25 protein-coding genes are annotated in these 25,594 nt (G+C 59.0%); 8 read left to right on the top strand and 17 right to left on the bottom strand.

Annotated elements, in window-relative coordinates; translation table 11 throughout:
• Positions 1-56: 56 nt before the first annotated feature.
• Entirely contained in the window at positions 57-326 is a 270-nt protein-coding gene (locus C437_RS12765) for a hypothetical protein (RefSeq protein WP_004517377.1), read from the top strand.
• A 21-nt stretch (positions 327-347) separates the two neighbouring features.
• Here the strand turns inward: C437_RS12765 and C437_RS12770 are convergent, their stop codons facing one another.
• A complete protein-coding gene (locus C437_RS12770) occupies positions 348-728 on the bottom strand; it encodes a Rid family detoxifying hydrolase (protein ID WP_004517378.1) in 381 nt (126 codons plus the stop codon).
• Positions 729-818: 90 nt separating this feature from the next.
• Positions 819-1,229, bottom strand: coding sequence for an EamA family transporter (locus C437_RS12775; RefSeq protein WP_004517379.1), 411 nt, complete (start codon positions 1,227-1,229; stop codon positions 819-821).
• A 172-nt stretch (positions 1,230-1,401) separates the two neighbouring features.
• Here C437_RS12775 and C437_RS12780 point away from each other — a divergent pair, with 172 nt between their 5' ends.
• On the top strand, positions 1,402-2,646 hold the full coding sequence (locus C437_RS12780) for an NAD-binding protein (protein WP_004517380.1): 1,245 nt from the start codon (positions 1,402-1,404) through the stop codon (positions 2,644-2,646).
• A gap of 102 nt (positions 2,647-2,748) precedes the next feature.
• Positions 2,749-4,605, top strand: coding sequence for a BCCT family transporter (locus C437_RS12785; RefSeq protein WP_004517381.1), 1,857 nt, complete (start codon positions 2,749-2,751; stop codon positions 4,603-4,605).
• A 20-nt stretch (positions 4,606-4,625) separates the two neighbouring features.
• Here the strand turns inward: C437_RS12785 and C437_RS12790 are convergent, their stop codons facing one another.
• Complete coding sequence (locus tag C437_RS12790; RefSeq protein ID WP_004517382.1) at positions 4,626-5,198, bottom strand: anthranilate synthase component II; 573 nt, start codon at positions 5,196-5,198, stop codon at positions 4,626-4,628.
• Positions 5,198-6,706: an anthranilate synthase component I family protein gene (locus C437_RS12795; protein ID WP_004517383.1), complete on the bottom strand. Its 1,509-nt coding sequence runs from the start codon at positions 6,704-6,706 to the stop codon at positions 5,198-5,200. The genes C437_RS12790 and C437_RS12795 overlap by 1 nt, the downstream gene beginning before the upstream one ends.
• A gap of 316 nt (positions 6,707-7,022) precedes the next feature.
• Between C437_RS12795 and C437_RS12800 the strand changes: the two genes are divergently transcribed.
• Positions 7,023-7,916 (top strand): bifunctional methylenetetrahydrofolate dehydrogenase/methenyltetrahydrofolate cyclohydrolase, encoded by an 894-nt coding sequence (locus C437_RS12800; RefSeq protein WP_004517384.1) that lies wholly within the window; start codon positions 7,023-7,025, stop codon positions 7,914-7,916.
• Positions 7,917-7,958: 42 nt separating this feature from the next.
• Here the strand turns inward: C437_RS12800 and C437_RS12805 are convergent, their stop codons facing one another.
• On the bottom strand, positions 7,959-8,159 hold the full coding sequence (locus C437_RS12805) for a hypothetical protein (protein ID WP_004517385.1): 201 nt from the start codon (positions 8,157-8,159) through the stop codon (positions 7,959-7,961).
• A gap of 151 nt (positions 8,160-8,310) precedes the next feature.
• Between C437_RS12805 and epsC the strand changes: the two genes are divergently transcribed.
• Positions 8,311-9,174: a serine O-acetyltransferase EpsC gene (gene epsC / locus C437_RS12810; RefSeq protein WP_004517386.1), complete on the top strand. Its 864-nt coding sequence runs from the start codon at positions 8,311-8,313 to the stop codon at positions 9,172-9,174.
• A gap of 203 nt (positions 9,175-9,377) precedes the next feature.
• Here the strand turns inward: epsC and C437_RS12815 are convergent, their stop codons facing one another.
• From C437_RS12815 to C437_RS12870, 12 genes are all read right to left on the bottom strand, one after another.
• Positions 9,378-10,682: a dicarboxylate/amino acid:cation symporter gene (locus tag C437_RS12815; protein ID WP_004517387.1), complete on the bottom strand. Its 1,305-nt coding sequence runs from the start codon at positions 10,680-10,682 to the stop codon at positions 9,378-9,380.
• Positions 10,683-10,984: 302 nt separating this feature from the next.
• Positions 10,985-11,917 (bottom strand): DMT family transporter, encoded by a 933-nt coding sequence (locus C437_RS12820; protein WP_004517388.1) that lies wholly within the window; start codon positions 11,915-11,917, stop codon positions 10,985-10,987.
• A 326-nt stretch (positions 11,918-12,243) separates the two neighbouring features.
• Positions 12,244-12,882 carry an HAD family hydrolase gene (locus tag C437_RS12825; protein ID WP_004517389.1) on the bottom strand — a complete coding sequence of 213 codons (639 nt, stop codon included), beginning with the start codon at positions 12,880-12,882 and terminating at the stop codon, positions 12,244-12,246.
• Between the two features lies 1 nt (position 12,883).
• Positions 12,884-13,258 carry a Rid family detoxifying hydrolase gene (locus C437_RS12830; RefSeq protein WP_004517390.1) on the bottom strand — a complete coding sequence of 125 codons (375 nt, stop codon included), beginning with the start codon at positions 13,256-13,258 and terminating at the stop codon, positions 12,884-12,886.
• 10 nt (positions 13,259-13,268) lie between these two features.
• Entirely contained in the window at positions 13,269-14,111 is an 843-nt protein-coding gene (locus C437_RS12835) for an SDR family NAD(P)-dependent oxidoreductase (RefSeq protein ID WP_004517391.1), read from the bottom strand.
• A 49-nt stretch (positions 14,112-14,160) separates the two neighbouring features.
• Positions 14,161-15,330, bottom strand: coding sequence for a mandelate racemase/muconate lactonizing enzyme family protein (locus C437_RS12840; protein ID WP_049919782.1), 1,170 nt, complete (start codon positions 15,328-15,330; stop codon positions 14,161-14,163).
• Positions 15,331-15,377: 47 nt separating this feature from the next.
• Positions 15,378-16,523, bottom strand: a complete 1,146-nt coding sequence (locus C437_RS12845; protein ID WP_004517393.1) for a hypothetical protein — start codon at positions 16,521-16,523, stop codon at positions 15,378-15,380.
• Between the two features lie 40 nt (positions 16,524-16,563).
• A complete protein-coding gene (locus tag C437_RS12850; RefSeq protein WP_004517394.1) occupies positions 16,564-17,409 on the bottom strand; it encodes a carbohydrate ABC transporter permease in 846 nt (281 codons plus the stop codon).
• Positions 17,406-18,344: a carbohydrate ABC transporter permease gene (locus C437_RS12855; protein ID WP_004517395.1), complete on the bottom strand. Its 939-nt coding sequence runs from the start codon at positions 18,342-18,344 to the stop codon at positions 17,406-17,408. The genes C437_RS12850 and C437_RS12855 overlap by 4 nt, the downstream gene beginning before the upstream one ends.
• 9 nt (positions 18,345-18,353) lie before the next feature.
• A complete protein-coding gene (locus tag C437_RS12860; protein ID WP_004517396.1) occupies positions 18,354-19,709 on the bottom strand; it encodes an ABC transporter substrate-binding protein in 1,356 nt (451 codons plus the stop codon).
• Between the two features lie 55 nt (positions 19,710-19,764).
• Entirely contained in the window at positions 19,765-20,565 is an 801-nt protein-coding gene (locus C437_RS12865) for a creatininase family protein (RefSeq protein WP_004517397.1), read from the bottom strand.
• Entirely contained in the window at positions 20,566-21,663 is a 1,098-nt protein-coding gene (locus tag C437_RS12870) for an ABC transporter ATP-binding protein (protein ID WP_049919786.1), read from the bottom strand.
• 528 nt (positions 21,664-22,191) lie between these two features.
• Here C437_RS12870 and C437_RS12875 point away from each other — a divergent pair.
• The 3 genes from C437_RS12875 to C437_RS12885 all read left to right on the top strand — a co-directional run.
• Complete coding sequence (locus C437_RS12875) at positions 22,192-22,974, top strand: IclR family transcriptional regulator (RefSeq protein WP_004517399.1); 783 nt, start codon at positions 22,192-22,194, stop codon at positions 22,972-22,974.
• Positions 22,975-23,539: 565 nt separating this feature from the next.
• Positions 23,540-24,778: an MFS transporter gene (locus tag C437_RS12880; RefSeq protein ID WP_049919783.1), complete on the top strand. Its 1,239-nt coding sequence runs from the start codon at positions 23,540-23,542 to the stop codon at positions 24,776-24,778.
• A gap of 100 nt (positions 24,779-24,878) precedes the next feature.
• The coding region (locus C437_RS12885) for a nitrilase-related carbon-nitrogen hydrolase (protein WP_004517401.1) at positions 24,879-25,594 on the top strand (716 nt) is incomplete at its 3' end.

Genomic DNA, 25,594 nt, shown 5'->3' on the forward strand with positions numbered 1-25,594 from the left:
GCACTGACGGGTCCGTTCCGTCGAAACAATGAGGCAGCGGAACGTTCCCCCAAACGATGAATCCGCGATTCGAGGAAGTCAAGACGGAAGCGTCGGCCGCGATAACCGAGGGAGACCTGCGTTCGGTGTACACCGGAATCATCCACGAGGATGGCCGTCACGAGTACTATTTCGGTAACGACACCGAGGAGGCGGCCGAACTCCGTGAGGCAGCGGCGATACAGCTTGGTATGTTGCTTCGTGTCCTCGCGGACCGTTCGGACAGTAGCGTCGACGAACTGACGACGCTTGCCGCGGAGCGCGCCGATGGGATGGAACTACGATAAAAGCCGGAACAGCCCCACTCGCTAGTCGGTGGTGGCGATAGCTTCTATCTCGACGGCTGCGCCTTTCGGGACCGCACCCACGCCGACGGCACTCCGGGCTGGCGGTTCCGATTCGAAGAATTCGCTGTAGGCCTCGTTGAACGCGTCGAAGTCGTCGATGTCGTCGAGGTAGACAGTTGTCTTGAGCACATCGTCGAGCGAGAGCCCGTCCGACTCCAGAATCGCCTCGACGTTGTGGAGACACTGCCGTGTTTGGTCAGCGACTGTTTCGTCGTCGAGTAGTTCGCCGTCTGTCGTTAGCGGGAGCTGTCCGGCGGTGATTAGGAGACTGCCGTTCGACGTGGCCTGACTGTACGCGCCCACTGCGGCCGGTGCGTCGTCGGTGCTGATCACGCGCTTCATACCCGGACAGACCTGCCCTCGGTGCATAAATCCCAGCCGTGGCGGGCCACACTTACACAACGTTCCCGGCAGCTTACCAGTTGTGTCCAGTCATTGATTGATGACGACAATCGCGGTCAGCGCCAGCCCGATGCCCGCGGCTTTTGTCAGCGTCATCGACTCCCCGAAGGCGATGACGCCGATGACCGCGGCAGTGATGAAGTACATCCCGCCGATGGTAGAGACCACCGACGTCGACCCCACAGTGACGCCAACGAACGTCGAAACCACGCCGACGGCTGCCGCGACACCGGCCGCGCCCGCGAACAACAGGCCTCTATTCGTGACGACGAGTGACGCGTCAGAGACAGCGACGTACAGGCCCGTGACGACAGTCGCGGCTGCATACGACACGAACGCCGCGGTTTCCGGGTCCATTGTACTCGAAGCGACGTTGCCAAACGCGATCCAGAACCCCCAGGCTATCATCGTCCCCAGTCCGAACAGGACCGCGGCGTTCATCTGTTTGGCCTCCGCGCAAGTCGGTTCCAACGCTCTCTAATCCCCCATAGTGAACAGCGACATCTGTGACCGTACAATCGACGCATTGACGACATCGTACGGGGCCTGCTGTCTTGAGTGCGGTGCCGGCTCGCCGCGTGTTTTTTATATTGACTCCGACAACAGTGTGATAATGGCTAACGTCCCAGAAGACCCGTCGGACCGGACACTGGAGGACGTGTTCTATCCGGCCGACAGGATTCCGTTTGTCGAGTGGGACGAGCTATCCGGTGCGAAGCCGACGGTCGTCCTGACTGGCGGCGTCGCGCTCTTGGCGTTCGTGACCGGCCTTTCGAACCTCAGCCAGGCCTCGCTTGCGCTCAACGGTCCACTGACCGCTGTGGTCGACCTTCCGTTAGCCGTCGTCCGGTTCGGCGGAGTGTTGTTCGCGTTCATACTCGGTATCGTGACAGTTGGACTCCAGCGCCGCAAACGGCTCGCTTGGCGTGTGGCGGTCGTCGTGGCGCTCGGACTGGTGCTCTTGCCGCTTGCCACGTTTCAGCCAACCGACATCCCCCTGCTGGTGATGACGCTGGTCACGTATCCGCTGTTAGTCCGAAACCGACACCGGTTCGACCAGTCGCTCGACCTCTCGCCGATTCAGATTGCGTCGCTGTCAGCGATTTTCGGGGTCATTCTCTACGGAACTGTGGGTGCCTATGGGCTACGGGGCCAGTTTCTCGAACTCGACAGCTGGGGTGATGCTGTGTACTACGTCGTCGTCACTATCGCGACGGTCGGCTACGGCGATATCACTCCCGTAACGGCGGAGGCACGGTGGTTTTCGCTCTCGATTATCTTGTTCGGGACCGGCGCGTTCACCGTTGCCGTGGGTGCGCTCATCGGGCCGGCTATCGAATCCAGGATGGCAACAGCGTTCGGAGTCATGACTGCATCAGACCTGACACTCCTTGAGGACCACGTCGTGGTTCTCGGGTACGGAGACGTTACGGCATCGCTGCTTGAGGAACTGGGCGAGGAGACTGCGGTCGTCGTCGTTACGCCCGACGAGGAGACGGTCGCGTCGCTGAAGGACGAGGGCGTGAACCTGCTTACCGGTGATCCCACCGACGAGGATGTTCTCAGAGATGCCCGCGTCGGAACTGCAAGTGGTGTTGTGGTGGGGAGTAACGACGACGCACGCGATGTACTGGCCGTCATCGCGACCAAGAACGTCAATCCGGACATCCGCACAGTTGCGGCGGCGACTGACCAGAAACACGTCGAAAAGTTCCGTGCAGTCGGCGCGGACGAGGTTATCAATCCTCGTTCCATCGGCGGACGGCTTCTGGGACAGTCGGTGCTTGGCCGTGGGTCAACGGAATCGTTGCTGACCGGAATCGGGACTGACAACGGCGACCCTGACAACTCCGAGTGACCCGACCACCACTCCACCGACGATGGTTTCGACCGCTGTAGTCGCCAGCTTCAATGGCATTCTGGGATAGTAATATATGTTTCCGATACTGAATATAGAGGCATGGCCACCTCCGATGCAAGTGGCATTGCAGAGACTGTCGGCCGGCTACTGGCCCCACTGTGTGCCGCGTCTGGAGCGCTCGTGCTCGCGGGCTTTTTCTTTCCGACGCTCGTCGGCGAGGCCGTCACCGGCCCGGCGTGGCTGACCGTCGCCCTCGTGTTCTTCAGTTCCGGTCTCTGTTATATCGCGCTGTTGCCCTATTCAGAGGACAGCACCGGACCGGCCGCGGCCGATGTCTTCCTCCGCGTCCGGCGGACCAATGTCCGAAGAGCTGTCCGCGAGTTTCTCACACAGCACGAGCCGACTATCCTCGCGTTCCCGGTGCTCGTATTCGCCGCGTTCTTTGCGCTCCAGATGGCATTCCCGACCCGGACTACGAGCGCTGTAGACGCCGCAGCGGCCACAGTCCTGACTGCTGGTGGCCCGTTGTTTCTCGCCGCCGTTTTTCTCTCGGTCTGTTACTGCCTGTTCCTGTTGGTGGGACCCTGGGGCGACATCAAGCTGGGCGGTCCGGACACGGAACCCAGCTACACGTACCCGACGTACTTTACGCTCGTGTTTACCGCCGGCATCGCGGCTGGACTGGTGTTTTGGGGCCCCACTGAGGCCCTGTTTCACTACGATCAGCCGCCGCCCTACGTCGGTGCTCCCGCTCAATCGGTGGCCGCGATCAACGGCGCACTGGTGTACACGCTTTTTCACTGGGGCATCTCGGCCTGGAGCGCGTACGCCGTCATCGGCGTCCCCATAGCGTATTTCGCATTCACGCGGGGCGCACCCCTCCGAGTGTCGACGGTACTGGCACCGGTGCTCGGCGTTGATGGACTGGATTCGGTGTGGGCCAAAATCGTCGATACGCTGGCCGTCTTCGCTACCATCGGCGGTATCGCCACTTCAGTCGCACTCGTCAGTGAGCAGTTCCTCGCCGGTATCAATTACCAGTGGGACGTGGCAGCCGGTGAAATCGGACCAGTCCTGGTTGTCGGCGGCCTGACGCTGATATTCGTTGTCTCCAGCGCAACGGGGATTCACCGCGGTATCCGTCGCATCGCCGGTCTCAACGTCGTCCTCTTCGGTCTGTTCGCGCTCCTCATTGTCGCGGTTGGCCCTCGGTCGTTTATTCTCCAGCGGGGGACGCAGGCAGTCGGGACCTACGCTCTGGAGTTCGTCCCGTTGAGTCTCCACATGGGCGGACAGTGGGTCGCGGAGTGGACCGTCTGGAACTGGTCGTGGTGGTTCTCCTGGGCTCCCTTCGCGGGGCTGTTCGTCGCCGCACTCTCCCGCGGTCGGCGGGTCAGGACCGTCGTGTTCACGAGCGTTGTCGCGACCTCGGCGGCGACGATAGTCTGGTTCCTGTTGCTCGGTGGCACGTCGTTGTTCATCCAGCACACGGGGCAAGCCGATATCCTCGCCGCTATCGCACAGCGCGGGGGGTCAGAAGCCGTCGTCGGATTCCCGCTGTTGTCGTCGCTCCCGTTGGGTCAGCTCCTGTTGTTCCTGTTTCTCGCGCTTATCATCGTGTTCATGGCTACGTCAGCGGACACCTCGACGCTCGTCGTCTCAGTGCTGGCGACGCGACGAGGCGTGGCACCGTCAGCGACGCATATCGTCTTCTGGGGCGTTTTCCAGGGTGCAGTCGCCGTCTCGGTGCTGCTTGTTGGTGGCGCTGAGACGCTTCAGGCACTGGCTGTCCTGACCGGCGGCCCGTTCGCCGTGATCTCGCTCGTGGCGGCCGGCGGGTTGACTGTGACCTGGCTCCGCAACGAGCGAGGCCACACGTCACTCGTCAGGCGTGCCGTCAGGAAACTGCCTGACATTCAGACCCATCACGACGTGGACCCACCCGAAGAGAAGTAGGCCCTGCTCGCGCTGTGTGGTCAGGCCTCAGCGATCCCGGTACAGAAGTTCTTGACCAGCTGTTTCCCCGCGTCGGTGAGGATACTTTCCGGGTGGAACTGGACGCCGATGTGTGGCTTTTCGCTGTGCTGGACACCCATCACGATACCCTGCTCGTCGTTGGTGTGTGCCGTTTCTTCCAGTTCGTCCGGGAGCGCGGCGGCTTCGACGGCCAGCGAATGATATCGCCCGACCTCGAACGGGTCGTCGACCCCGTCGTACAGCTCTGTCCCGTCGTGGCGGACTTCCGAGGGTTTCCCGTGGACCACACTCGGTGCGTGGCCGACGGGGGTTCCGTGGGCTGCACAGAGCGCCTGATGGCCCAGACAGACGCCCAGGGCCGGGTACTCTGTCTCAGCGAACACGTCGATTGACACGCCGGCTTCCGCCGGCGTCCCGGGGCCCGGTGAGACGACGATGCCGCTCGGGTCGAGGTCGCGGATGCCGTCCACGTCGATAGCGTCGTTTCGCCGCACGGTCACATCGTCGAACTCGCCGACGTACTGGACGAGGTTGTAGGCGAAGGAATCGTAGTTGTCGATGATGAGTATCATCAGGTACCCTCCATTGGTTCGGTCCCGGACTCGACCGCAAACGACCCCTGTTCGCCAAGTGCCTCGTCGACAGCAGTGACGAGCGCTCGGGCCTTGTCCAGCGTCTCGCGGTACTCGGCCTCTGGGACGGAGTCGTGCACGATACCGCTCCCGACGCGGAGTCGGTACTCGCCGTCGTAACGGACTAGCGTCCTGATCGTGATGTTCAGCGTCGCCCGGTCATCGAAGCCAAATACCCCAATACTGCCGGTGTAGGGTCCCCGTCGAGTCTGTTCCACCTCGTCGATAATCTCCATTGTCCGCGGTTTCGGCGCACCAGTGATCGTCCCGCCGGGGAACACCGCAGCGACCGCGTCGGCGATACTGACGTCGTCGCGCAGTTCCCCTTCGATGAGAGAGACGAGGTGCATCACCTCAGAATAGCGGTCGACGCGGCGGTACTCGGCGACGTCCACGGTCCCGTACTCACTGACCTTCCCGAGGTCGTTCCGTTCGAGGTCGACCAGCATCGCGTGCTCGGCCCGTTCTTTCTCGTCGCTGCAGAGGTCCGCCTCGAGTTCTTCGTCTTCAGCCGGCGTCTCCCCACGTGGGCGTGTGCCGGCAATCGGTTCGGTGAGCAGCTCGCCGTCATCGACGTCCAGCAACAGCTCGGGGCTGGCGCTGACGAGGTCGAGGCCGGGAAACTCAAGCAGGGCCGAGTACGGAGCCGGGTTCACCCGGCGAACGGCGTCGAAGGTGTCAACCGGGTGGACCGCCGCCGGGGCAGTCAACCGGTGCGAGACGTTCGTCTGGAACGTGTCGCCGTCTCTGACGTACTGCTTTATTTGCCGAACGCGGTCGGCGAACGCCGCCTCACCGCACTCGCTCTCGAAGGTGGCCTGATTTGCGGCTGTTGGCTCGGACTGGACGTGCCGCTCGCCGTGGACGGCGTTCTCGGCCAGTTCGCGGGCCATCTCACGGCCGTGCTCGAACGCCACCTCAGGCGCTCCGTCAACGACAGGACACGCTGTCACGTGTAGCTCGACCGGCCCGTCGTGTGGCTCCTCCCACGCGACGACGCAGTCGAACACACCCAGCTGAAGCCGTGGGAGCCCGTCTGGAACGGTCGTCTCCGGGATATCCTCGAGCTCCCGTGCGACGTCGTACGACAGCCAGCCGAACGCGCCGCACGGATATGGAACCGTACAGTCGCCCCGCTCCAGGTGTTCTCGGTCGAGCAGGTCGTCGATGGCTTCGATGCTTGGGCTACCGCTTTCCTGTGCCGGTGTCGCCCCCGGAGAGACCTCGATTTCTTCGACCGGGTCGACGCCGAAGTACCCCCAGCCCGATTGCCCGCCGGTCGTTTCGAGGTAGAACCCGTCTGTGTTCCCGTCTCGGGCGCGGCGATACGCCTCGAACGGATCGGTAACTGTGAGGCGCGCTTCGACCGGCACGCGAGCGCCGTCGGGGGCCCGTTGTGCAGTTTCGAGGAACGATTCTCTGTCGGTGCTGAACCGGATGTCAGTCATAGTGCAGTTGCTCCCGGATGAGAGGCTCACGCCTCCCGGTATGGTTGTGTAGTCCAACCACGGGTTCGGACAAAAACCTTCGGTCCCCCAGCCCTTTGCCTGATATACTGTCGAATCGTCGACCGATTGTGGTTGCTCGCTGGACGAATAGCCGACGGCATTTCAACGGATGGACTATTCCACATCACCCACTATACCCGCTGGGTTTGAGACGGATATCGAATGCTTGCCCGGCCCCGACTGCTGACTGACAGCAGCGGTTACACTCTCGAACAGCTTCTCGGGAGGTCCCGGGCCGAGAACGAAAACAGCAATAATGACAACGATAATCGACGGTAACGAGATTGGCGACCAGATCACAGAGGGCGTTGCGGCGTGTACGGACACGCTCGTCAGCGAGGGCGTCACACCGGGGCTAGCGACTGTGCTGATGAGCGACGACGGCGCGAGTGAGACGTACGTCTCGATGAAACAACAGGCCTGTGAGGAGATCGGCATCGAGGGGTTTCATTACGAAATCGGCGCGGACGAACCGGCTGAGACACTGTTTGCGACCATCGACGAACTGAACGCGGACCCGACCGTCCACGGTATCCTCGTACAGATGCCGGTCCCCGACCACGTGAACAAGCGTGACGTACTGGAGCGCATCGACCCGATGAAAGACGTCGATGGATTCCATCCCGAAAACGTCGGTCGACTCGTCGCAGGGAACGCGCGATACAAACCTTGTACGCCCCACGGAATACAGAAAATACTGGCCGAAACTGGTGTTGAGACGGAGGGGAAAGACGCTGTCGTCGTCGGCCGCTCAGACATCGTCGGCAAACCGATGGCAAACCTGTTGATTCAGTACGGGCCCGGCGGGAACGCGACGACGACCGTGTGTCACTCACGGACTGATGACCTCGCCGAAAAGACCCGCAACGCGGACATCGTGATCGCCGCCGCCGGGGTTCCGGAAATGATAGACGGGTCGATGCTCTCGGACGGCACCACGGTCATCGACGTGGGTATCAACCGAGTCGATGCGGACACGGACAAGGGGTACGAACTCGTCGGGGACGTGGACTTCGAGAGCGCGAAAGCGAAGGCGGACGCTATCACTCCGGTCCCTGGTGGGGTCGGACCGCTAACCATTGCGATGCTGATGTACAATACAGTAAAAGCGGCTAGCCTGCAGTCCGGCGTCGATATTTCGCTCCCATAGGACGGGGCCACGGCCCGTCCGCAGGGCTGCCTGCGTGTATTGCTACACGGTTTCGACTTCGCCGCATTCCGGGCACGTAATCAGGAGTTCACCCGTTGAGTCCTGTTCTCTCTCTATGACGTTGTGACCGCTAGCACACTGTTCGTGCATATACACCTCGTGGCTGTCGTGCTCGGTCAGCCAGATATGGTCCTCCTCCGGTGCGGAGACGATGCCGTGACAGAAGTAACACTCGCCGTTCATACAGACTCGATGACAGGCCAGTATCAAATAGCTACCTCTCAACGTGGGATTCTGCCCGTTTGTAGTTCTACTACGCCAGCGAGAACACAAAATATTGACAAAGTGATAGCTGTTGTTTCAGAACTAAGATGGTTCAGCCCAACCATCCGATATGGACTACTGTTACACGGGCGACGCACACGAGAAACTGTTCGCAGCGTACCGGGCAGATGAAGAGCCGTTCCCGACCCAGACACAGATGGAGTTCCCGCGACGGGAACACCGAAGGCCGGAAGTCGACATCCTCAAACGACTATTCTTCCCGACCTGCTGGAACGCCGCTGAACTGGTCAGGGACGAACTCGCCGTTCTGGACCGTCTCGACACCTTGGGCGGCCTCTTCTTTGCTGGTATCAGGCCGTACTCCGGATCGGATCCCGCTGCAACAGTCGATGCCGTCATCGATCAACTCCCAGCGGTTCGCAGGCGACTGAAAAAAGATGTCGAGGCTGCATTCAAAGGCGACCCGGCGGCGAAGACGTACATGGAGATCATCCGGTCCTATCCGGGGTTCATGGCGATACTCGTACAGCGGGTCGCACACACCCTCTACGAGGCCGAGGCCTCCGAGTACGCTCGCGAACTCACCGAATACGCCAAGACTGAGACCGGCATCGACATCCACCCCGGCGCCGAAATCGGTGACCACTTTTTTATCGACCACGGAACCGGTGTCGTCATCGGTGAAACCACTATCGTGGGGGAGTGGGTCCGCCTCTATCAGGATGTGACCCTCGGCGCGCTGCACTTCGAGGCCGACGAGAGCGACGAACACAGACTGAAAAAGGGATACAAACGACACCCTGACATCGGCGACCACGTCGTCATCGGCGCGGGCACGAAAGTTCTGGGCGCCATCACCGTCGGTGACCACGTCAGCATCGGGGCGAATTCCTGGGTCACCGACGACATACCGGACGATACGAAAGTGTACGTCACTGACCACCCAACTCAGGAACGGAAACGAACAAAGTGAACTGAAACTGATACTACGGCGGTTCTGAGACTGCAGTGGTACTACGAACCGGTCGGACGAACGGTTCTGATATGTGTACCACCTGGAGGACCACTCGTACTGCTGTGGTCAGTTCAGCCGCAAGATGTATTCCTGAGCTTATAGATTAGAATAACAACTGTACCAGCATTAGGTTCTGTTTCACTCGCTCTCGCCGTTCCCTTCTAATCGCCGCCGGGAGCGAACTCTGTGACTCCGCTCAGCTTTCGTGACCAGACGCCCGCACCACGGTCGAGTCCGTCGTTCCACTTCCCCACAACGGTCGAAACTGCGAGGTCGCCAGTGACGTTGTTCATCGTCGCAATCCGTCCAAGAATCGGGTCCACGCCGGCGACGAATCCAACGACCTCCAGCGGGAGGCCGACCTGTGTGAGAATCACAGTGAGCATGACGATGCCCGCTCCCGGAACGCCAGCGGTTCCGATACTAATGAGGACGGCCACGATCAAGACAAAGACCTGTTCAGTAAGTACCAGTGGTTGTCCGACGACGTTTGCAGCGAACATCACGGTGACTGCCTGTCGGATGGCGGCGCCATCCATATTCGCCGTTGCACCGACTGGGAGCGTGAACGAATACACTTGCTCGGAAATCTGTAGGTCTTCGTCCGCATTACGCATCGTGACAGGGAGCGTTCCGCTCGACGACCGAGTTGCGAACGCAGTCACCATCGCATCTTTCGCCCCGCTGAGGAACGCAATCGGGGAGACATCGGCCACTACGCCCATCAAGAAAACGAGATAGGTGAAGCCGATGTGAATGACGATTGCGACAGTGACTGCCAGCACGAGTTCGCCCAGCGAGGAAAACAGGCCGATACCTTCAGTGCCGATTCCGGACGCCATCAACGCGAACACACCAAGGACACCGAATTCGAGCACCCCTCGAACGATGACGAACATCGCTTCAGCACCTACTTCGAAGGCCTCGAACACTGAATCGACACTCTCTGCGAGCGCGTCTTGCTGTGAGCGGACGTACGTCAGCGCGATTCCGAACACGATGACGAAAAAAACCGTCGCCAGCAGATTCCCCTCTGCGAGCGCCGCGACGGGATTGTTCGGCACGATACCGAGCACTACATCCAGTAACGACGGTGGCGCTTTCGACTGCGCTTCGCCGCCGCCGAATTCGAGCCCGCGGCCCGGCTGAAGCACGTTTGCAACCGCAAGCCCAATGATGCCTGCGAAGGTTGTCGTCAGGGCGTAGAGGCCCACTGTCGCACCACCGATCTTCCCAAGCTTAGCGGGGGAAAGCTGCCGAATCCCGGTCAGCAGTGTGAAGACGATAATCGGGACAATCAGCATATTGAGCAGCCGAAGGAAGAGATCGCCCACTGGTTTGACCACGACCATCTGCTCCCCGAACGCGATACCGGCACCTGTGCCCAGTACGAAGGCGACGAAGATACGCCAGATGAGTGGAATAGACCGATACCGACTCCATAGCGTGCGAATTGGTTGTATCATACTACACAGCAACGGGTAGTCTTATAAAAACCCGTCAGCCCCGCCAGTATGTGCACGCGGCTATGATACGGTCTTCGCTTACAAGATTCTGTTTGCTGACGTGTTTGTCGGCAAACGATGAATGTTGCCGGTGAGACGCTGAAAAGATGGTATAATACCGGCTGCAATTTGTTTATTTGCAGAAGCCTGATGCCGCTGTCACTCCTGCTTGACGGTCATTCTTACCGTTTCCAGCTTCGCTGTCGATTCTCTCGAATCTAACAGTCCGATTCAGTCAGTGATGGTCAGCAAATCGGTCCCGGTCAGTCGGCCGGCGGACTGGTTTTCGGTTCGACGACCCGACGTAGTTCCGCTCGCAACGCCGTCCACTTCGCTGCCATGAACCCCAGAAGAATGCACACGAACCCGCTGACGGTGGCGAGCGTGACCTGCTGGCCGAGTACGAGCCAGCCCGCGAGCGCGGCGAACAGTGGAATCACGTACTCGATGAAGCTCATCTCGATAGGGCCCAGCTGATCAAGTAGCCGGAAGTACAGCAGGAAACCGCCGATACCGGCGACGACAGCCAGATACAACAGCGCCGCAAACGCGGAGGGCGTCCACGATGCGTCTGCAAACGACTGTCCGGGGAGCACAAGCACGGTGACATGGAGGACAACCGCCCCGATAGCCATCAACCACGCCTGTGTGGCCAGAAACGACATCGACGGGCTGGTGTCGTGCGTGACGACGGCCGGGATGGCAAACGCCAGCGCCGACGCGAACACGAGCGCGATTCCGATGGTGCTGCTGAGGATATTCGCCGGGTCAGGGTTAGCAATCACAACGACGCCGGTGAATCCGAGTACCACGCCAACACCAGTATTTGCAGTGAACGTGTCATCGCTGGATGCGAGTTTCGTGAGTGCGGGCGTCACGACTGGCACGAGACCGAGCAGCACCGCGGCGACGGCCCCGGTGACGTACTGCTGCCCGGTGAACAGGAATACGTGGTGTATTCCGATCATAAGCGTCCCGCCAGCGAGGACGTACACGTAATCGTCGCGGGTCTGTGGCCGTTCTAATGAACCTGTGACAGCTAACGCGGTAAACAGGAGAACGGAAGCGATGTCGAAGCGTGCGGCGGCGAACGGGACCGGCGGCAGGTCAGCGAGGCCGACATCCGTCGCCATGAATGCAGTACCCCAGATCGCAGCCAGAAGGAGAAAACAACCGGTCGTTCGATAGCGACTCATTCAGCCGCCGATAACCACCCGACGGTAAAAGGACCGTCGAAGCTCGTTGCAAATTGCTAGATGTTGCCACTGCGACAGCGACCGCTCGATGCAGTGTGAATGGCTGGGTGGTATCTGTCCGCGATATACTCGGGCAAAGTACGCCAGTGAGTACCGTCGACAGCGGTCCAGTTATCGCACCGAATGCTACGTTTTCTTTGGTATAGCTATCTCGATGTATTATGTGGCATGTGGAACAATTTATCGAAGCTATGAAAACATTTGCCGCAAAATTATCAGCAAATGCCTATATCTGGAGTCATATTCTCTTACTAACCGATTTATGACTACACTTTGGGAATATATTTCTGCACCTCTCTCATATCTGAACTTTCGAGCATTGTATCTGCTGCGTCGGCTGCCGTTTCGGGAACGCGTTCGTCAGGATCGAACAACACCGCGGTATCTGCCTCGATAAACGCCTCCGTGTCAGTGTGTGAATCACCGATGTAAGTGATTGACGCAGGGTCGTGTTCGGCTCGAATTTTTCTCAGTACTTCGCCCTTCTGATTCGGGCCGACACCGACATCGATGCCCGACACCCGGCTATCTTCGAACTGAATCCAGTTTCCGTGAACGAACGCTGGATCGTATGGCTCGAACTGTGTGGCGAGGTTAGCAACGCCGGCACTGAGAATGCCGAATCGGATTTCTGCTTGCTGGAGGTGTTCGAGGAGCTCGACTGCTCCTGCTTTCGGCTTGACAGCCCGGGTCGCACAAGTGATATCGGACTGAGTAACATCGTTCGCACGCCACACGTCGACCGCCCCGCGACACCACTCTGCAAACGAAATCTGACCCGCCTCGAACCGGTCCATCAGCGCCTCGGCTTCCGATGTCGTGCCGTAGAGGGTGTGCAATAGCTCGAACCCACCGCGCTGTCGAGTGAGCGTCCCGTCGAGGTCGAACACTACCAGATGCGACATACTATTGTTCCGCAACGACTTCTATCTCGACGTCGATATCGACCGGCAACTTAACGACCTCTACCGCACTGCGTGCGGGATAGGGAGGTGACATGAGTTCACCGTACACCTCGTTCACCTCGTCGTAGTACCGCATATCCTTCACGAAAACCGTCGCTTTCACGACATCGTCGAGCGAAGCGCCACCGGCCTCCAGAACGGCTGCGACGTTCCGTAGCGTGCGTCGAGTCTGTTCAGCGGGCGTCCCTTGGATTACTTCGCCGGTGTCCGGGTCGACTGGCCCCTGTCCGGAAACGTAAATACGGTCGCCGCTTGCGATTCCCTGTGAGTACGGGCCGATACTATCCGGTGCGTCGTCAGTTGTTAGTTCTTCCATGGGTATCGGGTTAATTAGTCGTCGGCTGATCGTCCGCGTCGTAGATCTCGTTGATGAACGATGTCGGCAGGCTCGTCGTCAATCCGCCGTCAAGCACCAGGTTCTCACCGGTGACGAAACTCGACAATTCGGAGGCAAGGAACAGGGTGGTATCGGCGACTTCTCTCGGCGTACCGAACCGGCCGAGCGGGTACTGGTCGAGCCAGCGCTCCCGTGCACTTGTCTCTCCGGTCCGCTCCTCAGTGTTTTCCATCTCTGCACGCCTGTTTGCCGTTTCGATGGTTGCCGCTGAAATAACGTTCGAGCGGATTCCATGCTGCCCGTAGTGGGCGGCAATGTTTCGGGAGAGTGCTAGCAATCCGCTTTTGGCCTCAGAGTAGCCCGAGAGCCCGATGCCGAACAGGCCGTTGACCGAGCCCATATGGATTATCGACCCGCCGCCAGTGGCGACCATCGCCGGCAGTACCTCCTTGCTCAGGAGGAACTGACTCTTTAGATTCAGGTCGAGCATTGACTCGAAAGTGTCCTCGCCACAGCGGTGTAACAGATTGGCGGACTCGTCTGCGCCACCAGCGTTGTTCACGAGCACCCGAATATCTCCGAATTCTTCGATGGTTGTGTCGACGAGGTCCTGTACCGCATCTCGATCCGTAACGTCACATTCCACCGGGACAACACGACCGTCATGTATGTCGGTTAGTTCCGTCGCAACCGCTTCGACGTCCTCGTAGGTGCGCGAGCAGACGACGACATCGCCACCTGCTTCGGCGAATCGGGCCGCGATTTCTCGCCCGATACCCCGCGACGCGCCAGTCACAATGGCCGGCCGGTCAGCTAATGATAGCTCTACCATGACACGAGCACCCACGTTAGCTGCCCTCTTGAAAGTTGCTCTTGTCCCCTCATGTGATTCGATACTCCTCGACGGCGGCCATGTCCACAGTGACACCGAGACCAGGACCGTCCGGGGCCGGGAGACAGCCGTCGCTGACCTCGAACGGCGTCTCGATGATGTCTGCCTCCCAGCCGTAGTACGTCGAATCCGGGGGCAAGGAAAAGCCCGGGATGCCGGTGAACGCATGAAGAATCGCCGCAGTCCGAATCCCAAGGTCGAACGCACAGTGGTGCGTGAAGGGAACTCCGGCGTCTTCGAGGATTGCGGCTTGCTGTCGAATCCCGCTGATACCGCCGGCCGGAGTCAGGTCGATAACGCCGACATCCATCGCGCCAGCTTCCACAAGCGACTGCAGATTATGCGAGATATAGGTGTCCTCGTTCGGTGCGATTGGCTGGCGGAGGCGTTGTCGAAGCCGAGCTAGCGACGTGTGTGAATCGACTCGAATCGGCTGTTCCATGTACTGCAGGTAAATATTCTCGTCTTCGAGCATCGCGCCGACCCGAACTGCTTGGTCGAGCGTCCAGCCCTGATTCGGGTCGAGTCGAAACTCCAGCTGCCCGTTGACTTCGTCGTGCATAGCTTTGATCCGCTCGACATCCTGTCGCCAGTCCCGACCGGCTTTCGTCTTGAGGACAGTGAAGCCAGCTTCGAGCGCTTTTCGGGCCTTGATTCGGGACTCTTCGGGCGAGAGGATACCAAGGCAGAACGCAACCGGGACAGCAGCGGGTGCAGCACTGTTGCCGTCGACGTTTTGCCGGTGTTGCTGAGCACCCTGTGTCGGTGCCGTCCACCCGCCGAGAAGCTCGTACACCGGTCTGTCGAGGGCCTTCCCGACGATGTCCCAGCAGGCTGTTTCCACAGCCGCGAAGAACATATCCACGTTCGCGTACTCGACGAACACCTGTCGGCGGAGCCGCTCGATTTCGAACGGCGACTGGCCTTCAATCATCGGTCCAACGCCGTCTTCGATAATCGACTCAGTGGCCGCTGGTGACAGGAAGACACGCATCTCGCCCCAGCCAGTAATCCCCTCATCTGTGTCGACACGGACGAGGACGCGCTCCATCGAATGTAGCTTCCCGTGATTGGTCACGTACGGCCCGATTCCGAGATGCGCATCTAGGTCGGCCAACGGTACGTCTACAGTTACCGCTGACACACCGGTTATCTCCATGCAATCCTGTCGTTCGTGAACCGATATCAAACTACCGCTTCCCCCTCTCAGCTCACTGCATCGATGGCCGTGCCAACCCACTCCAGTGACTGCTCCGGAAGCAGTCCGTAGTTATAAAACGAGAGTCGTGGCACCCCCTTCGAGTCGAGGGTCTGCACGATATCAACCACAGTCGCTTCGTCGTCGATAGCCGGATGACCCGGCAGGAGACCAATGTGCAGTGGTACATCGGTCACTGCTGCAACGGCGTTATACGCCTCCCTGACCGCATCACTCGACCCCTCATAAGCCGGAAGGCAGTAGTAATCGACGTGGTCCGACAGCGCTTGCAGGTCGGCCCCGACGATCCACTCGCGGCCGGGTTCGGGCGCGCCGACGTAGTAGCCAAGCGGCGTCGTTCCAGCGGCGTCAGCCAGTGTGGCGTACAGTGACGCCAGCGTCCGTTCGCGGACATCGACGTATGCGGCGACGGTCTCGTGCTCCGCGAGCCAGTCCTCCGGTGAATGGTCGTGTGCTACATCGCCGGCAACAATCTCATCCAGCGTGTCAGCGACAGTCGCGCGTGCCCGTTCAGTGTCGACACCTGCGGCCGTCGCATTTTCACAACACTGTGGACAGAAACACAGCCCAAGCAAGAACTCGCCGAGTGTGCCCAACTGCGCGTGAATCTTCTGGTGGTGCCATCCAAAGCCCGTTCCGTAGAAGTAATCGAACGTCTCCAGTTCGATACGACCGAATTCGTCGCGGGACGCCAGATCCGAAACCAGTGTTGAGAGATACGTCTGGACCGCTGGCTGGGAGGGGCACAGGCCGAAGAGCAGGTCGTCACCGTGTGCCGATTCCAGCGTATACTCTGGGCTGGCCATCCCGAGCCGTGAGTTGTGGCAGCCGACTGTCCATGAGTTGAGTGTCAGTTCCGACAGGCCGTCGGCGACGTCTGTGACCCAGTCGCCGTCCATCCGTTCGTACGGCACTGGTTCGAGGTCGCCGTACTCCGGGCCGGGCTCGAAATACGAACTCGCGCGGGCAAACAGTGTCCGCCGCTCCGGATTGTGCGGCGTGAACGCCTGCACAGTGTGATAGTTCGTCGCGAGATTCAGTTCGTCGATGCCGATGTCACGCAATCGCCGTTCCACTGTGGCCGGCCCTTCATCTAGCAGGTCCCACGGGTACGCCCACATCGCGAATTCCATACGCAACCAACTATCGCGGCGATAATAAAAGTAGAGGCGGCTACTCCTTGACCGCGCCAGCAGTCATCCCAGCCACAATATACTCTTCGAGGAAGGCGAATAAAATCAAGAGTGGGATGATACCGATCACAGACACGGTGAGCATCATCCGCCAGTCGGTCTGCAGCGCGCCGACCATCGAGAAGACCCCCCGTGGGATGTTGTACTTCGCGCTGTCAGTGAGGAAGGTGAGCACGAACAGTAGCCGATTCCACGCGTAGAGGAAGGTGTAGGTGATACTGGCGACCAGCGCTGGCTTCGTCAGCGGGAGCACGATTTTCGTGAGGATCTGCAGTTGGCTCGCGCCGTCGATACGCGCCGATTCTTCGAGCGCGACGGGAATCGTCTTGAAATACCCGTACAGCATCCAGACGTTGAACGGCAACGTGAACGCCGCCGCCGGGACGATCACAGCGAGATAGGTGTTGAACAGTCCCATCTGGGTGATGACGTCGAAGAGACCGACAATCAACACGACCGGTGCGAACATCTGGACGACTAGCACGGAGAGGAGGAAGGTCCGCTTCCCCACGAAGTCGTTCCGGGCACACGAGTACGCGGCCGGTATCGCCAACAGTAGCGTCAGGACGACCGTTCCCACCGAGATGATGAAGCTATTCCCGACCCAGAGCAACACGTCGGTCTGTGTCCAGACCTGCAGGTACGCCTGGACGCTGGGGTCGCTGGGGACCAGCGTCGCTGGCGCGGCGAAAATCTCTGACTCCGGCTTGAGCGTGCTCGAGAACATCGCGTAGAACGGCAACATCATCAGCCCGAGCAGCGCTATCAGTACGCCATAGAGGCGGACTTTGCGGAGGCTGCTCCGGTCATGGCCTGCCATCGTCATAGCTCATCACCGCCACGCGTGTAGATACGCAGGTAGATGATAGCGAAGACGAACAGGAACAGGAACCCGATGACGCTGTAGGCGGCTCCGCGTCCGAGATTCCCGTTCTGGAGCCCGACCTGATAGATGTGGATGACGAGCGTTGCCGTCGAGCTAATCGGCCCGCCGCCGGTCATCGTCCAGATGACGTCGAAACTGACGAACGTCCATATCGTCGACAGTAGCGTGGCGATCAGGACAACGCTCTTGAGCTGTGGGAGCGTGATGTACCGGAACTGATGCCACTTCTCGGCACCGTCGATGGCGGCTGCTTCGTACAGTTCCTGCGGTATCGACTGCAGGCCTGCGAGGAAGATAATCGCCATGAACGGCGTCCCGATCCAGATGTCGGCCACGACGACGCCAAGCCACGCGATGCTCGGGTTCCCGAGGATACCGACTCCCTGTTCGATGATACCGAGTTTTAACAGAATCGCGTTGAGATAGCCAAACTGCGGGTGCTCTATCCACCGGAACACTACCGCGGAGATTGCATAGGGGATCCCCCACGGGATGAGAAACGCCGTGCGGAAGAACTTCCGACCACGGATGTCTCCCTTGAGGTGAATGGCTATCAGCAGTCCAAGCAGTGTCTTGCCCGCGACGCCGACGACGACCCAGCGGCCGGTCTGCCAGAGCAGACGATAAAAGATGTCGCTGTTGAATATCTCGACGTAATGCTGGAGCCCCACGAACGTCTCGATGTTCGAGTCAGCGGGAGACTGATACAGCGATAGCCGAAACGTCTCGATAATCGGGTATCCGACGACGGCTAGCAGGAACACCGCTGCCGGAGCGATGAGGAGGTACGCCCGGCTGTTGTGCTGGATGTACGCCACCCCCTGTTCAAGCCGTGAGCCCTCGGATGTCTCGGTGTACTCCTCTGCCAGGCTCATCCCTGTCTGTCACTCCATGGCATCTTCGAGATCACTCTGGGCATCATTGAGCGCTTTCTGCGGTGACTTCCGGTCCGCCAGTGCTTCCTGAATGGCCTGGACCATCCGGTCGTTAAACTCACTAAAGTTACCGAGCTTCGGCCGGGCACGAGCGTACTGTCCAGCCTCGACGAACGGTCCCCAGTTCTCCGAGTCTGAAAAGTACGAGCGCTCGCCGACGGCTTCAACAACGGGGAGGAACCCTTTCTGCTTCGAGTACTGGAACCGCCGTTCCTCGTCGAAGTAGAACCGGATCAGGTCCCGTGCGAGGTCTTTGTGCTCGCTTTGACTCAGGATGGCGAGTGTGTCGATGGTGAAGAGGCTGTACCGTCCCTCTGGTCCACGCGGCACCTGAACGATACCGTAGTCGAAGTCGACCTCATCGTTTTCCTTTGCGGCGGTGATATTGAGTCCCGTGTACACGTGCCCGATAACCATCCCGAGATCGCCGTTCTCGAACAGCTGTCGGATGTCCTGCCGGGTCGAGGAGAGCGGTGAGGACTGTGTGACGTTGTGTTCGAGGTGGAGGTCGGTGTACAACGAGAGGGCGTCGACAGCGCCACTGGAGTTCACGACTGGCATTCCTTCGTCATCGACGAGGTCTGCGCCATGTGACCAGTGGTAGTGGTAGTACTGTGACCCTGTCTCGATTGCGTCGGCCCCCGCTAGCCCAAGTGCTGGAACGCTCGCATCACTGTCGCGGATCTGCGTTGCGGCATCCACCATGTCCTGCCACGAGTCGAGCGACGGATTCTCTGGGTCGAGCCCCGCCGTCTCGAAGACATCCTTGTTGTAGTACAGGCACTTGTTTGAAGCGGCCCACGGCACACCGTAGTGTGAGCCGTTGTACATCGTTCCTTCGGCCACGCCGTCGTAGAACTGCTCACCGAACTCCCCGTCCATCATGTCGTCGAGCGGTTCGAGCGCGTCCTTGCCCACGAGCTGGGGGATCCAGCGCGCCGGCCACCGACTGACATCGGGTGCTTCCCCGCCGTCGACACGGTTGTTCACGGTCTGCCGTGCGTTGTCCCACGTCACGCTGGTGAACTCTACGTCCACGTCGTGTTCGTCCTCGAAGGCCGTGTTGTTCTCCTCGAAGAACTGCTTGATGTTGTCCCCAACACCCATCGTGAGGAACTGCACGCTCTGGGTACTGCCGTCGCTGCCGTCACCACTGCTCTCACCGTCACTGTCACCGTCACCGCCGCTCCCGCCGTCGCCGCTACACCCCGCGATGGCAATAGCGCCGCCTGCCCCAAGTGCTTGAAGGAGTTGCCGGCGGTCGATACTGTCCTCGACAGACCTGTCGTTGTTATCGGGCTGCATCGTTTCTATCACCTATTTCCATGTACATAATTCTTTGTGTCGTGTCGATCATTGGTCACGCATTGTGCTCGTGAATTGCAGTTATAAGCGCCGCGAGTTCCTCACCGATGACAGAGCAGATTCGTTCGCCTGTCTCCGCGCTCGCCTGCTTCGGCGTCCCGATGGCTCCGGACGTGGAATACTCGTCGAACGAACGATAGACGGAGACGTTGCCCCCGTCGAGCAGGTCCTGTCCGCCCCATCTGTAGTGTTCGTCAAGTGGTTCGCCGTCGCGGACCGCCGGGTCGCCCACGAGGTCTGGTCGGAGCGAAAGCATGAGGGATGTCTCGAACTCACCGCCGTGAGCCATTCCTCCCGTCTCGGTCGTTCGGAGTTCCTCGATTCTTTCTGATGCCAGATGGAAGTACGTCGTTCCGAGTACTTCCGCATCAGTATCGACGCCCACGGTACTCACGACGGCATCGATGAGTGCACTGTTCCCGCCGTGGCCATTGACGAACAGCACTGCATCGAATCCGTTCTGGATGCCAGCGTGCGCGATGTCCTCAAGTGTGGCTCGTAAGTGTGCAAATTCGAGCGACAGAGTCCCACCGAACGACAGGTGATGCGGCGAGAAGCCGCTCCAGACTGGCGGTGTCACGACGACAGGAACGTCCTCCAGTCGCTCGATAGCAGTGTCGACCATCGCCTCGACCAGCAGCGTGTCAGTGATGACCGGGAGGTGGTTTCCGTGCTGTTCGACGCTGCCAACGGGAATAACGAGAACAGAGCCCGACTGTTCGCCCACGTCTCGGATCTGATTCGCAGTCATCCCAGCCCACTCGCTTTCCTTCCGGCCGATAGTATCGTACAACATTTATACTGATTCTGTCCGCTGTATCTGGTTCAGTTCCACTCGCTTCCCATCGGGACCGAACAGATGCATGTCCTCTGTATGAAACCCTAACGCGATTTCGTCGCCGCGTTTCGGACGGTATTCGCTGTCGACCCGGGCTACGACTTCTTTCGAACCGTTTGCTGTCTCCAGATAGAGGAAGTTGTCAGACCCCATGGGTTCTACGACGTCGACGACTGTCTCGATGTACGCCCCGGCATCCTCGGCGACGAAATCCTCTGGCCGGACGCCAAGCGTGTACTCTCCCTCGGGAATGTCGGCGTCAAGCGTAAACTCAACAGCTGCTGATTGGAACGTCGCACGCCCGCCGCTGTTGGTCACACTCACTTCGAAGAAGTTCATCGATGGTGACCCGATGAACCCCGCGACAAATTTGTTGTTGGGCTTGTCGTAGCAGCGTTCCGGTGGCGCAACCTGCTGAAGCTCACCATGATTGAGGATTACGATCCGGTCGGCCATCGTCATCGCTTCTGTCTGATCGTGCGTGACGTAGATCGTCGTTACGTCCAGCTCCTCTTGGATGCGCTGGATTTCCGTGCGCATCTGTGTCCGAAGCTTGGCGTCGAGGTTCGACAAGGGTTCGTCCATCAGAAACACGTCCGGGTCGCGGACGATAGCCCGTCCGAGCGCAACACGCTGTTGCTGGCCACCCGAGAGTTGCTTCGGGAGATCGTCCATGAGGTCCGAAATCTCCAGCAGTTCGGCGGCCTCAGTCACACGTTGCTCGATCTGATCATCGTACTCACCTGACAGTCGAAGCCCGAAGGACATGTTCTCGCGCACGCTCATATGTGGGTACAGCGCGTAACTCTGGAACACCATCGCAATGTTCCGGTCCTGCGGACGAACATCGTTGACCACGTCCCCACCGATAGCAATCTCACCGTCGGTGACCGTTTCGAGCCCGGCAATCATCCGAAGTGTGGTCGACTTCCCACACCCGGATGGTCCGACAACGACGACAAACTCCCCATCTTCGACGGCCAGAGAAAGATCCTCAACTGCAAGGACGTTGTCGTCGTATACCTTGCTGACGTTTGATAGTGTAACTTCGCTCATACCGAGTAACAGAAGCATCGCAATCATCATTAATAAATGTTGGTAGTATATGCAGCGTCTGGCGGACCAATCATATCGAAACCGGCGGGGTATTGTGGTGAATCATCTGGCATACCTGCGTAACCAGCGGCTCTGAGCCGTGTTCAAACGGTACGCCGGGTAGTGCAATATCCTACCGTGATGCAGAATGCGGAGCAGAAGCCTCCTACCTCGCAGGAAATAGGACCTTGGAGAGCTTCCAGTCTCTTTCAATGAGATTGAAAGTTACCTGTTGTCCTCGTCCGGAACAGGTCTGTGTAGTAAAACGACGCCAGAGTCCCTGTAACTGCTGAATCAGGTACTGGAAATCACATCGGTTATTTTCATGTGGTGTGTTGCCATCCTTCGTAAGCTATCAGGTTGTAGAAAATAACAGCCGTACCCTTGTTAGGACAAGACAATTCGGGGTGCAGTACTGATTTTCAATATTGTTGGAAACAATTTGCCCATCGGCGGAATCTATTTTATCCTGTGGAAAAAAGCAAATCTATGCCTTCACAGAATAATAAAACAATCAGCGCGGTTGAGACGACGCTGGATATCCTCAGTGCTCTCGGAAAACGTGAACCGGTTGGTCTCTCCGACCTTGCGTCTCACCTCGGCATCCCCACGAGTACTGTCTTTATTCACCTCAATACACTTGTTCAACGTGATTACGTCGTCAAGGAGTCTGGACAGTATCGTCGGTCGTTCAGATTTCTGGAGTTCGGTGGCAGTGTTCGGCAGCGACTTGATATTGGCCGACTGCTCCGTAACAAAGTCGAAGAACTCAGTAGAGAAACCGGCGAGATAGCTGGTGCAGGCATTGAGGAGAACGGCCAGCGGGTCATCCTCTACAGGAGTTCAGGCGGAAAGGCTGCGGGCGACGAAATCCCAATTGGGAATCACACGGAGATGCACTGGACATCGCTGGGCAAAGTGATTCTGGCGCATCTTCCGGTGGACAGACGAAACGAAATCATTGCTGACCACGGGCTTCCGAAAGGGACTGATAACACGTTATCATCCCGGTCTGAACTTGAAGCGGCCCTCGAGCGGATTCGTGATCAGGGCTATGCGATAGATGATGAGGAGCATCTCCGGGGTGTTCGCGGCGTCGCCGTTCCAATATTCAACGACGAACAGGAGGTTATGGTGTCTCTTGGTATCACCGGGCCCAGAGATAGATTCACGTCCAGATACATGGCAAATCTGCTGGAAATACTCCGATATACGAAAAACGAGATCGAAGTCCGAAGTCAGTACTACGAATACAGTACAATAGACGGATAGACCCGACATCAACACTGAACCGGCAGGTGCTACTTATACAATAGAGAACTGATGTCGCGCTGATAGAGATATTATACCCAAATTCCGGCAACCGATTGCTATAACTCGCCGATATCGAATCTTAATTCAATATTCTGATTACAACTCAGTCAAATATGGTCTTTTACTGACTGGTCCCAATCTATAAAGCGGCCACATAGAAAAAAGAAATGTAGGTGCGGCGCTATCAACTCATACCTGCGTTTTTTACTTATAGAATACGGGGCTGTGTATATGCCTTCTCAATCTGTTTGGATGCTGGCGTTGTGCGGCCTCTGTATGCACAATACGCCGCGTCAGGTACCCGCTGTATTGTATCGGCCGCTTCAAGTCATATAGTTTCAATACGCCATGTTATCTCATCCGTACACAGTGAATCTCCGTTGGTACTGTTCCACACAGCCCAGTTCTGTCCGTGTTGTCCGAGGATCGTCTGCCAGCTATTCGCTACCCGAATTACCTACTTCCACTTCGAGTCCCGATGCTAACTACGACATTGCGATGACCAGACGCGCTCCCCGACAGAATGACACCACAGGCTACTGATTCCGACATGTCGGATTCCACTGCTGGACCAGCCGTCCGAACAGCCAACTCGACGTGGTGGCTCGTGGCTGGTGCGAGTCTGATCTCGGTGGGATTGGCCGCATACGAGATCGTCCCTGCAAGCGTCACGCCGCTCATTCAAGATTCGCTGCGGGTCGGGCCGACAGCCGTCGGTCTCCTCGTCGGGGTCATGTTCGGGACCGCTGTGGTCGTCAGCCTTCCGGCCGGTGCTGTACTGGACCGGACCGATTCGAGAACCGCGATGGCCGTCGCAGTGGGACTGTTGGTCCTCGCTGGGGTGTGGGGATGGCGAGCCGGACGGCGCGGCCAGTACGAGGCAATCCTCGCATCTCGTGCACTGGGGGGAGCCGCCTACGTCGTCGTCTGGAACGCCGGTATTGACATGGTGAGCCGTGCTGTCGATGGCTCTCACCGCGCGACAGCAGTCGGCATCTTCACCGCCAGCGGGCCGGTCGGTTTTGCACTCGGACAGGGAACCGGGCCGCTCATTGCGCAACGGTTTGGCTGGCCGACTGTCTTTCTGGCTTTCATTGGCCCTGCAATCGTAGGGCTGGCCGTCTTCTGGCCAGCGAGCCGGGGGCACGGCGGGAGTCGGGGTGATGCCCCGTCTCTGCGAGAATTCGGGGCAGTACTGCGGAGCCCGAGCGTCTGGCTCGTTGGTGCCCTCGGCTTCTTCGGGTACGCATTATACCTGTTCGTGAATAGCTGGGGCTCGTCGTATCTCACGCAAGAACTGAACTTCTCGTTGGCCGTGAGTGGGCTCGTCGTTGCCGTATTTCCCGCTGTTGGGGTGTTCTCTCGAATCAGCGGCGGACTTATATCAGACCGGGTCTTCGATGGCAGACGGCGACCGGTCGTGCTGTGGTCGTTTGGACTTGCTGCTCCGCTTCTCTTCGGGTTCACGCAGCTTCGCTCCTTACCGCTGCTCGTCGCCGTCCTTTTGCTGATCGGATTTGCCGTCCAACTGACGCTTGGCCTCTCGTTTACGTACGTCCGAGAGGTCGTTGACCTACGAGTTGCTGCAACGGCGGTCGCATTCCAGACTAGCATCGGCCTTGCGGGGGCGTTTGTGGCACCGATTGCCGGCGGCGCCGTGGTGAACAGAGCCGGGTTTGCGTCGGCGTTTCTGCTGGCTGGTCTGGTCGCTGTCGTCGGTCTCATCGTTGCATGGCAGGCCCCGGAGCCCGGACGCCAGTAGGACCGGACGGGGTAAAATCGTCGTTCACGGCTTGGTTCTGAGGCCGCGTTCCCGCCTGTCGGCTCAACTGATTTGTCACTGGAAGATATATTACGAACGAATGCCACCTGAGTCTTTCACACTTGCGGCCGCACAGGTAGAACCCGTCTACCACGATAAGGCTGGAACGCTGGACAAGACATGCCGGTATGTCGAGCAGGCGGGCCGGGACGGTGCAGACATCGTCGTCTTTCCGGAGACGTACTTCCCAGGGTATCCATACTGGCGGGGCAGTGTTTCTATCTCCAGATGGACTGATCTGATGGTGGAACTCCAGAAGAACAGTCTCCACGTCGATGACGAAGCTATCGAGATACTCGGTGAAACCGTCGCGGAAGCCGACCTCACACTCGTGCTGGGGACGAATGAAATCAGCGACAGACACGGGAGCGAGACGCTCTACAATTCGTTGTTTTACTTCGACAACACCGGGGAATTGATGGGTCGCCACCGGAAACTGATGCCGACCCACGAGGAGCGTGCCATCTGGGGCCGTGGCGACCCGTCGAGCCTGTCCACGTACGAAACGGGTGTCGGTCGACTCGGCGGACTCATCTGCTACGAGAACCACATGACGCTCTCGAAGGCGGCGCTAACCGCGATGGGTGAGGAGATACACGCCGCTGTCTGGCCCGGCTTCTGGGAGCAGCACGGTCATCCGGGGGACAAGACTCGGGCGGAGACGAGCGAAGCTATGGAGTCCTGTGATATTTATCCCGCGATGCGTGAGTACGCCTTCGAAACCCAGTCGTTCGTCGCTGCGTGCTCGGCGTATAT

This window comes from Haloarcula vallismortis ATCC 29715, from assembly GCF_000337775.1.
Taxonomy (GTDB): domain Archaea; phylum Halobacteriota; class Halobacteria; order Halobacteriales; family Haloarculaceae; genus Haloarcula; species Haloarcula vallismortis.